Source organism: Sphaerisporangium corydalis (assembly GCF_025506355.1).
Lineage (GTDB): Bacteria > Actinomycetota > Actinomycetes > Streptosporangiales > Streptosporangiaceae > Sphaerisporangium > Sphaerisporangium corydalis.
The window spans coordinates 1-8,936 of sequence record NZ_JANZYP010000120.1; the positions used below are offsets into that span (position 1 = coordinate 1).

An 8,936-nucleotide genomic window follows, 5' to 3' on the forward strand; every position below is an offset into this window, starting at 1 on the left:
CGGCCGACCCACCCCACCCCCTCTCGCACATCGACTCCTTCGATTGGGCGCCGACGCGGCGGGACGGTGAACGGTCAAGTCGGCGCCCTGTACGGCGGCGAGCCAGCAAGCGTCCACGAGGACCACACAAATACACGCAGCCGTCGCCCGCGTGCCCCCCGATCGCGGGTCCCAGCTCCCGGCCACCCCGCTCGCTATCCTGGGCGGATGAAGATCGGTGGTCGCGGTGTCATCGCATGTGGATTCGCCCTGGCGGTCGCACTGACGGGGTGCTCAGGCGACAGCTCCGCGCCCGACTCGGAGATCGACTCACCCCCTGCCGATCTCAAGGTGAGCAGCACGGCCTTCGCCGAAGGCGCCGCCATCCCCCGGAAGCACGTCTGCGCAGGCCAGGGAGGCCAGAACGTCTCGCCCCCGCTGACCTGGCGCGGCATCCCCGAGGCGGCCCGTGAGCTGGCCATCGTGGTCGACGATCCCGACGCGCCCGGCGGGTCGTACCTCCACTGGATCGTGACCGGCGTGTCCACTACGGACACAGGCGTGGCCGAGGGGGACTCCTCGGGCAAAGCGGCACCGGGTAGCAGTGGCGAGGCCGCTTACGCGGGGCCGTGCCCACCCAGCGGCGTGCATCACTACCACTTCATCGTCTACGCACTGCGCGAGCCGCTCAAGCCGAACGGCGACGCGAAGGCGATACGCGAACAGATCGAGAGCTTGGCGATCACCTCAGGCGAAACAATCGGCACCTGGAAAGCCCAGTCCTGACCACCACGCCCTCTACGGTCTCCGGTTGTACGCGGGAGAACACGTCCCCTTGCCGCCTACCCGGGCCGCGTTCGGCTGGTCAACGGCCCGCGCGACCCCTTCGATGCCACGAGCGCGACTTCCTCGCCGCCCTGGCCGGTCAGCGGCTGCGACCGCCTCCGGCCAGCGCGGTCGCGACGCCGAGCCCGAGGTAGACGAGGCCGCTGAAGTACTTGAGCGGCTCGCGCCTGCCACGCAGCAGCCTGCTCAGCGTGCCGGCGCCGACGGCGTACACCATGTCGCAGGCGATGCCGAGCAGCAGCAGGACCAGCCCCAGCACCACGATCTGCAACGCGGGCGACCCCGCCGCCGGGTCCACGAACTGGGGGAGGAACGCGAGGAAGAACAGGATGACCTTCGGGTTCAGGACATTGACCACCACACCCTCAAGGAACACCCTGTGGAGCGGCTGCCCGGTCGCGGTCTTCTCGGTCTCCTCGTTCCGGCTGACCAGCGTGCGGATCCCGAGATAGACGAGGTACGCGGCGCCCGCCCACTTGACGGCGGTGAAGGCGGCGGCCGACCTGGCGATCAGGTACGAGAGCCCGGCCGCGGCGGCGGCGATGTGCACCAGCGTCCCCGTCTCCACCCCGAAGGCCGAGGCGATCGCGGCCGACCGTCCCTGGGAGATGCCTCTGGCCGTGATGTACAGATTGTTGGGGCCCGGAACGATCACCAGGGCTATGGCGGCCAGCGAGAAGACCAGCAAGGTCGAGGGGGAGATCATGCCCCCGACCCTAGAACGCCCCACTTCGAGAAAAGAGAGCCACTTATCCCCCTTTTCCCCATCCACCTGCCCCTTGCCGGCCCATCGCCCCGGAGACCCGGTCCCGCACCGCCAAGCCCTTTCACGCGGCGAATAAGGCAGGTGGATCTGTCGGTGGTCCGTGGAATACTTCCGAACGTGGTGTGGCGGGAAGCTGGGGGAGCTCTCATCGGCCGGTCGGGTGAGCTCGACCGCCTGGTCGGTGTGCTCGACGCCGCCGCGGCCGGTCAGGCGGGGGTCGCGGCCGTCGGCGGCGACGCCGGCATCGGCAAGACGCGCTTGGTGACCGAGCTCGTGACCCGCGCCCGCGCCCAGGGCTTCGCCGTGCTGATCGGCCAGTGCGCCGAGCTCGGAGACTCCCTTCCCTACCTCCCCCTCGCCGACGCCCTGCGCGTGGCCGGCGACCACCCCGACCCCGACCTGGTCGCGGCGATCGAGTCCTGGCCGCTGCTCCGCAGGCTGGTGCCCGGTGCGTCGGTCGAGTTCGGGCCCGAGGCCGGTTCCGGGCTCACCCAGCAGCAGCTTTTCGGCTCGATGCTCGGCTTCCTGTCCGATCTGTCGGAGACCCGGCCCGTCCTGTTCGTCCTCGAAGACCTTCATTGGGCCGACAGGTCCACCCGTGACCTGCTGGTCTTCCTCAGCCGCATGCTCCAGCACGAGCGGGTCTGCCTGGTCGGCACCTACCGCACCGACGACCTGCACCGCCGTCACCCGCTCAGGCCCCTGCTCGCCGAGCTCCAGCGGCTTCCCACGGTGACCGCCGTGACCCTCGGCCCGCTGGACAGCGCCGACATGTCCGACTATCTGGTGTCCCTCGGCGGCGCCGACGCCAAGGTGATCGGCGACATCATCGAGCGCGCCGAGGGCAACCCGTTCTACGCCGAGGAGCTCCTGGCCGCCGAGGGCCTCCCGTACGGCCTGGCCAACCTGCTCCTGGCCCGCGTCGAGAAGCTCTCCGACCCGGCCCAGCGAGTGCTGCGGGTGGCGGCCGTCGCGGGCCGCCGCGTCGACCACGAGCTGCTCCAGAAGGTCTCCGGCCTGGCCGGCGCGGAGCTGGAGGAGGCGATGCGCGAGATCGTCTCGCGCGGCCTGCTGCTGCCCGACGGCGACTACGGGTACGCCTTCCGGCACGCCCTCCTCAGGGAGGCGATCTACACCGACCTGCTCCCCGGCGAGCGCACCCGGCTGCACGGCGAGTTCACCCGCATCCACGACGGCCCGCCCGCCGAGCTCGCGTACCACTACCTCGCCGGCCACGACCTGCCCGGAGCCCTGGCCACTTCGGTGGAGGCGGGGCGCAGGGCCGACTGCCTGGGCGCCCCCGCCGAGGCCCACAGCCACTACGACCAGGCGCTGGCCCTGTGGCACCAGGTCCCTGACGCCGCGCGGGTGGCCGGCGTCGGCCGCGCCCGGCTGGCGATGCTGTCCGCCTCCGCGGCCAACGAATACGGCGACTCGCATCGCGCGGTCCAGCAGATGCGCGAGCTGATGGCCGAGGAGGAGGTGACGTCCGAGTTCTGGGAGCGCTTCGCGTACTACCTCATCGACGCGGACGAGAACCCCGCCGCCATCGAGGCCGCCAAGACGGCCGTCCACCTCGCGGCGGCCCCGCACCCCGATGCCGAAGGCGCCTCCGCGCAGAACGCGGGAAACGATGACGGCGACCCCGGTCACGCGAGCCGCTCCCTCGCCCGCGCGCTCGCCACGTACGCACGAGCCCTCCTGTGGAGTGACCGGCATGACGAGGTGAAGGACCTCGCGGGGCAGGCGCTCGCCGTGGCCCGGTCCGCCGGCGTGCACGACGCCGAGTCCAGTGCCCTGATCACCCTGGCCATGGTGGCCGACATCGACGGCGACACCGAGCGGACCCAGGAACTGCTCGCCCTCGCCAGCGTCAGCTCCGGAGACCTGTCCATCGACCTCCGGGCCGTGTTCCACCACGCCCGCATCCAGTACGAGCGCGGCAGCCTGGCCGCCGCCGCCGTCAGCGCCGATCGCGGGGTCAGGCTGGCCCACGAGAAGGGCCTCTCCTGGAGCACGTACGGCACCGACCTCAGCTTCCTCCGGCTCCTCATCCACTACGTGGCCGGCGACTGGGAACAGGCGAGCGCCGTGGCCGCGAGTTTCGCGGTACGGGTGGGCAGGCTCCCCGAGGCGCGGCTGTCCGGGTACGCCCTTTTCATCGAGATCGCGCGCGGCGACGCGATCGTCGAAGAGCGGATGGCGTGGCTCAAGCCCTTCTGGGGCGACGGGTTCGTGGCCTACGTCGTGCGCGGACTGGCCGCCGAGCACGCCCTGTGGAACGGTGATCCGAGGGCCGCCATCGAGCACATCGAAGCGGTCATCACCGTCCTTGAGCCCTACGACCCGGGGATGATCCGCATCTGCGCCACGGGGCTCTGGGCGCTGGCCGAGCTGGGCGACGACAACCGCCGCGACCAGGCCGACGAGCTGCTGCGACGCGCCCAGCACGCGGCCACCATCGGGCCGGGTTCCCGCGCCCGTGGCGAGGTCGGCGTCGAAGGGCAGGCCTGGCTGGCGCGGGCCGAGGCCGAATGGCGCCGGATCCAGGGCACCGCGGACCCCGACGTCTGGAGGGCCGTCGCCGAGGCGTTCGACTACGGGTTCGTGTACGAGGTCGCGCGCTCCCGCTGGCGCCTCACCGAGGCGCTGCTGGCCGCGGGGCACCGCGAGGAGGCGCACCACGAGTGGGAGAACGCGCTGGCGGCGGCCGAGGCATTAGGCGCCGTACCGCTGACCCGCGCCCTGGCCGACCTGGGCCGCCGGGCCCGCTTCCCCTCGCAAAAGCCCCGCACAGCTCCCTCCACGATTCCTCATCCCCCTCCGAACACATCCGCGACCTCCCCGGATCCGGCCACCCCTCCGTCCCGTGGTGCGGCGGTTTCTCCGTCCCGTGGCGTGACCGCGCCCGCGCAGGCAGGCCACACCGCCGCCACGGAACCGCCCGTTTCACCCCCTTCCGGGAGCGCCCTCGACACCCTGACCGGCCGCGAGCAGGAAGTACTCGCCCTGGTGGCCACCGGCATGTCCAACCGAGAGATCGCGCAGCGGCTCTTCATCGCCCAGAAGACCGTCAGCGTCCACGTGTCCAACATCCTCGGCAAACTCGGCGTCTCCTCCCGCACCCAAGCCGCCGCCTACGTCCACCACGAAAGCCACCCGTCCTAACCCTGCGACCCAACAAGCTGTGCCTCTTCGGTTGAATCGTCCGGGGTCAGGGAGCGGATACGCGAAATCGGCGAAGGCAGCAGCCAGAGCAGTGACAGTGCCCCGCCTACGGCGGCGATGAGGAGGGTGGCCCGGAGGCCGATGAGCGTGGCGAGCAGGCCGCCGACGATGGCGCCTATGGGGCGCATGCCGTAGTTGATCGTGCTGAACGCGCCGGCGACACGACTGCGCATGCCGTCGGGTATCACGGAGGCTTGCAGGGAGTTGAGGTTGACGTCGAACAGCATGACGCCGATCCCGGAGATGAACTCGACCGCGGCCAAGGCTCCGGCACGAAGCCAGAGGGGGCCGCCCGCACAGGCGGCGATGGCGAGCGGTGCCGGGAACATCACCGCACCCACCGCGATGCTGCGTCCGACACCGAGCCACCGTGAGACCTTCGGAGCGATCACGGCGCCGAGGAGCGCGCCGGTCGCACCGATCCCGAACGCCAAACCGATGGCTCCCGCGGACAGTGCGAGGTTCCGGCTGGCGAACAGCACGATCAGGCCGCTGCCCGCGACGAAGGTGAAGAAGTTGACGGTCGCCGCACACCCGAGCCCCGCCCGCAGCACCGGGTGACGGACGACGAAGGCCAGCCCCTCCCGGGCGCGCCGCAGCAGCGAGGGTTCCGTTTCGTCGTCGGCGGCCTCCGGTTCGTCGACCGATACCCGACCGATCAGGACAGCGGAGACCAGGAATGTCAGGGCGTCAACGACGATGGCGACGGGAGCGGTCAGCGCCTGGACCAGGGCACCGCCGATCGCCGGGCCGGCGACGTACGACGCGGACCTGCTGGCGCTGAGCTTGCTGTTCGCGTCGATATAGGACGAGCGCGGCACCAGGTGAGCGAAAAAGGGCGGATAGGCGGTATTGAACAGCACCCCGGCCACACCGGTCAGCAGCGCCACGGCATACAGATGGCCCAGCGTCACCGCCCCCAGCAGATAGGCGGCCGGGAGAGTGAGCAGTACCGCCGCCCGCACGAGGTCGGCGACGATCATCAGGCGCCGCTTGCGGGCATGGTGGTCGACCCAGGCCCCCAGGACGATCGCGAGCAGGTTCGGGGTCCAGATGAGCGCGGTCAGCCACGCCACCTGATTGGCCGAAGCGTGCAGCGCCCCCACGGCGATCAACGGCAGGGCCAGTTCGGTGATCCGGTCGCCGAACTGGGAGACCGACTGACCGGCCCAGAAGCGACGGAACCCTCGATCACGCCACAGCGATCCGCGCACGGCGTGACCGGTGGCGCTCATCACGTCCGGCCGATCTGCTCGTCGGCACCCTCTGGCAGGACATAACGCATCAACCGGACGCCACGGCCTCCGGCCGGCCGAGAGGCCGGGTCACGCGTCACGTAGGGCGCCAGAACCGCCTCGATCGCGTCCTCGATGGCGGCGAGCTCGTCGGCCGAAACGACGACGCGGGTGTCGGCCAGACCTGCGTGCCTGCGCCACACCGGATCGAGATCGGGCTCGACCTCGGCCACCCACCGGTTCGTCCAGTCACCGGCGCGCAGGAACATCTCCCGGGACAGGACCTGCGCGGCGGACCTGCCCACCTCATCGTCCGGATCCTCCGGCATGTCGAACCGGAAGCCGCGAGCCACGGCCTCCCACCGGCGCTGCCGCCGATCCGGCCCGGGCTCGGCATCCCGGACCAGCCCGAAGCCCGCCAGATGCCGCAGATGCCAGCTGGTCACCGACGGGGTCGCTCCCACATGGGGCGAAAGCTGCGTAGCCGTCGCCGGCCCGTACCGCTGGAGGCGCTCAAGGATCGCCAGCCGCACCGGATGCGCCAACGCCCGCATCGCCTGCGGATCGGTGATCTCGATATCGCCCAGACGATTGCCAGATTCCATAACGTGAGAGTTTCCTCTCACGATTCGTGAGAGTCAAGTCTCACATTGGTAGGCGTCCACGCGAGGCAGGCGCCATCACGTCTGCGACCTGGCGGGCGAGTCTGGAGAACACGGTGTGGATGATGTCGTGGCCAAAGGCGAGACGGCCCACGAACGGCGGCGAGCAGACGCGCGTCGCCGAAGTCCCTAGTTCAGCGGCGTACAGGCGCGGGACGGTGAAGTCCTTGACTTCAGCTGGCGTGCACGCGCGCAGATCGACGAAGTTCCTGATTCCACGCAGAGGAACTCATCGCAGGTAAGCGCTCTTCCTGCTCAGCTCAGCTCACGATTCTGCTCTGCTCTGCTCGGCTCACGCGCTGGTGGTACGTGCGGCGAGGGCGAGGTCGCGTACCACCTGGATCAGCTCGGCTGGATCGAACGGCTTCGTCAGGTACGCGTCGACGCCGATCCCGAGGCCTCGCTTCTTGTCGTCCTCCTGGGCTCGGGCGGTGATCATCATGATCTTGATGTGAGCCGTGCTGTCGTCCGCACGGAGCTTGGTCGCCGTCATCCACCCGTCCAGGCGCGGCATCATCACATCCAGCGTGATCACATCAGGTTGCACGGACACCACCCGCTCGAGGCAGTCCTGCCCGTCGGTCGCCGTCTCGACCTGGAAGCCCTCCAGGCTGAGATTCACGGCGATGAGCTGCCGAATCACCTCGTCGTCATCGACGACCAGCACGCGTCCCAGAACCTCGTCCACGGCCGCGAGGCTAACCCGTGGAAGGAAGTTCTGCGAGCCCTTTGCCGAACTTTCCACGCGCCGACCCACCCGACGGCCCCATTCGTCCGAGAATCCGCACGCTCGAAGGACACCACCAGCTTCCGGCACCTCCTCGCACGAGGGCGCGACCAGCCTCCCGCCGCCCTCCCTCACAGCCGGCGATCTGGGCCACCGACTCCTTCACGGCAGCCGACACGAGGGGCCGATCACGGCTTCGACCCGAGGTCGCGCTACGGGAGCTCTGCAAGCGTGAAGGCAGGACCACGGGCCGGGGGTCCCATCACGGCGCCGACCTAAGGCCGCTCTCCGCTCTTCTGGCGTTCACGAGGCATGCAAGCAGAATTCATTTCCCTCAGGATCGGCGAGTACCACCCATTTCTGCTGATTCGCCACCACACGCGCCCCGAGGTGGACCAACCGCTCCACCTCGGCGTCGAAATCGTCGCACGCCAGGTCGAGATGGAAACGGTTCTTCGCGGTCTTGGGCTCCGGCACGAGCTGGAAGAAGAAACGGGGTGTGACACCCGGCCGCGCCTGCACCAGCACGGTCGGATCGTCTTCCGGGTCATCGATGCCTTTGCTTCGCAGCCGCTCCAGTTCGGCATCGTCGTAGGGAGCGACCTCGTAGCCGTCCAGGACAGCAGCCCAGAACCGGGCGACCGATGCGGGGTGCCGGCAATCGACCACAACATCCTTGATCCGCGCCATCACCCATGGTCCCGCACTCCCGAACTCCCGCCGCCCGTGGACGAATCATCTTGATTGCGAAATCCTGCCCCGCTCATCAAGCAAAACCCACCTCTGACCGCTCGCCGAGCATCATCAGCCAAAACCTCAACAGAGCGGCTGCGTTATCCACAGGACGTCCGCCTCCACCTACCCAGATACCCTCATCACTGCAGGTCAGAGCGTGCACATTTCAGTCGTCATAGTTATCCACAATGGCGAGTTATACACAGAGCGAGATTCGGCCAACCAGCCCAACCGCCGCTCAGATGATCCTGGGGCCTCGATCCTTACATCGAGCCCAAGGAGGGCATCCGTGATCACGATGCTCGTCACCACCGTCCTTGTCACGGGGGCGGCCCTTTCCGGAGCTCCCGGCGAGGGCATTCCGCGTCCCCAGCTCAGCAAATGCGCCCAGGTTCGCTGGCTACGAGGCTTCGACACCCCTGCAGGTCTCCGAAGTCTGAACCCGTTCCGATGGCTTCACGACCCCTCACCCCAGAAAGCCGACACCGCCGCAGCACTCTGGCGTGACGACCTCATTCCGCGCGGGCCCGATTCCATCCTCCACAACATCCTCGCCACCATTCCCGCAACACCGCCGGACAGCATCGCCATCGACTGGAAAGCCATGACCCCGGCACGATGGCCGGAAGTAACGTCAACCCTGCTACGTGACCTCGCCAGTAGCTCGATCATCATCACCGTCTGCGAGAACCTCCCCACCCCCAACGCTTCCCACCCCACCGAACCCACCCCCGCCTCAACTCCCGACCAGCCCGGCA

General features: G+C 69.1%; 8 protein-coding genes. 3 read left to right on the forward strand and 5 right to left on the reverse strand.

What is annotated here, in order from left to right; all coding sequences use genetic code 11:
- The first annotated feature begins 207 nt into the window (after positions 1-207).
- A complete protein-coding gene (locus NYZ98_RS40680; protein WP_262850821.1) occupies positions 208-765 on the forward strand; it encodes a YbhB/YbcL family Raf kinase inhibitor-like protein in 558 nt (185 codons plus the stop codon).
- Between the two features lie 139 nt (positions 766-904).
- On the opposite strand, the gene NYZ98_RS40685 is transcribed toward NYZ98_RS40680, so the two are convergent.
- Positions 905-1,531 carry a LysE family translocator gene (locus tag NYZ98_RS40685; protein ID WP_262850823.1) on the reverse strand — a complete coding sequence of 209 codons (627 nt, stop codon included), beginning with the start codon at positions 1,529-1,531 and terminating at the stop codon, positions 905-907.
- A gap of 177 nt (positions 1,532-1,708) precedes the next feature.
- On the opposite strand from NYZ98_RS40685, the gene NYZ98_RS41450 reads away from it, so the two are divergent.
- The gene (locus NYZ98_RS41450) at positions 1,709-4,759 is read left to right on the forward strand and encodes an AAA family ATPase (RefSeq protein ID WP_316249662.1); all 3,051 of its coding nucleotides are present in this window, start codon (positions 1,709-1,711) and stop codon (positions 4,757-4,759) included.
- Here the strand turns inward: NYZ98_RS41450 and NYZ98_RS40700 are convergent.
- The 4 genes from NYZ98_RS40700 to NYZ98_RS40715 all read right to left on the reverse strand — a co-directional run bounded on the left by NYZ98_RS40700 (position 4,756) and on the right by NYZ98_RS40715 (position 8,133).
- Positions 4,756-6,054, reverse strand: a complete 1,299-nt coding sequence (locus tag NYZ98_RS40700; protein WP_262850825.1) for an MFS transporter — start codon at positions 6,052-6,054, stop codon at positions 4,756-4,758. The genes NYZ98_RS41450 and NYZ98_RS40700 overlap by 4 nt on opposite strands.
- A complete protein-coding gene (locus tag NYZ98_RS40705; protein ID WP_262850827.1) occupies positions 6,054-6,659 on the reverse strand; it encodes an ArsR/SmtB family transcription factor in 606 nt (201 codons plus the stop codon). The genes NYZ98_RS40700 and NYZ98_RS40705 overlap by 1 nt, the downstream gene beginning before the upstream one ends.
- A gap of 349 nt (positions 6,660-7,008) precedes the next feature.
- Positions 7,009-7,404 (reverse strand): response regulator transcription factor, encoded by a 396-nt coding sequence (locus NYZ98_RS40710; RefSeq protein ID WP_262850829.1) that lies wholly within the window; start codon positions 7,402-7,404, stop codon positions 7,009-7,011.
- Between the two features lie 342 nt (positions 7,405-7,746).
- Positions 7,747-8,133: a VOC family protein gene (locus tag NYZ98_RS40715; RefSeq protein ID WP_262850831.1), complete on the reverse strand. Its 387-nt coding sequence runs from the start codon at positions 8,131-8,133 to the stop codon at positions 7,747-7,749.
- A 334-nt stretch (positions 8,134-8,467) separates the two neighbouring features.
- On the opposite strand from NYZ98_RS40715, the gene NYZ98_RS40720 reads away from it, so the two are divergent.
- The coding region (locus NYZ98_RS40720; RefSeq protein WP_262850833.1) for a hypothetical protein at positions 8,468-8,936 on the forward strand (469 nt) is incomplete at its 3' end.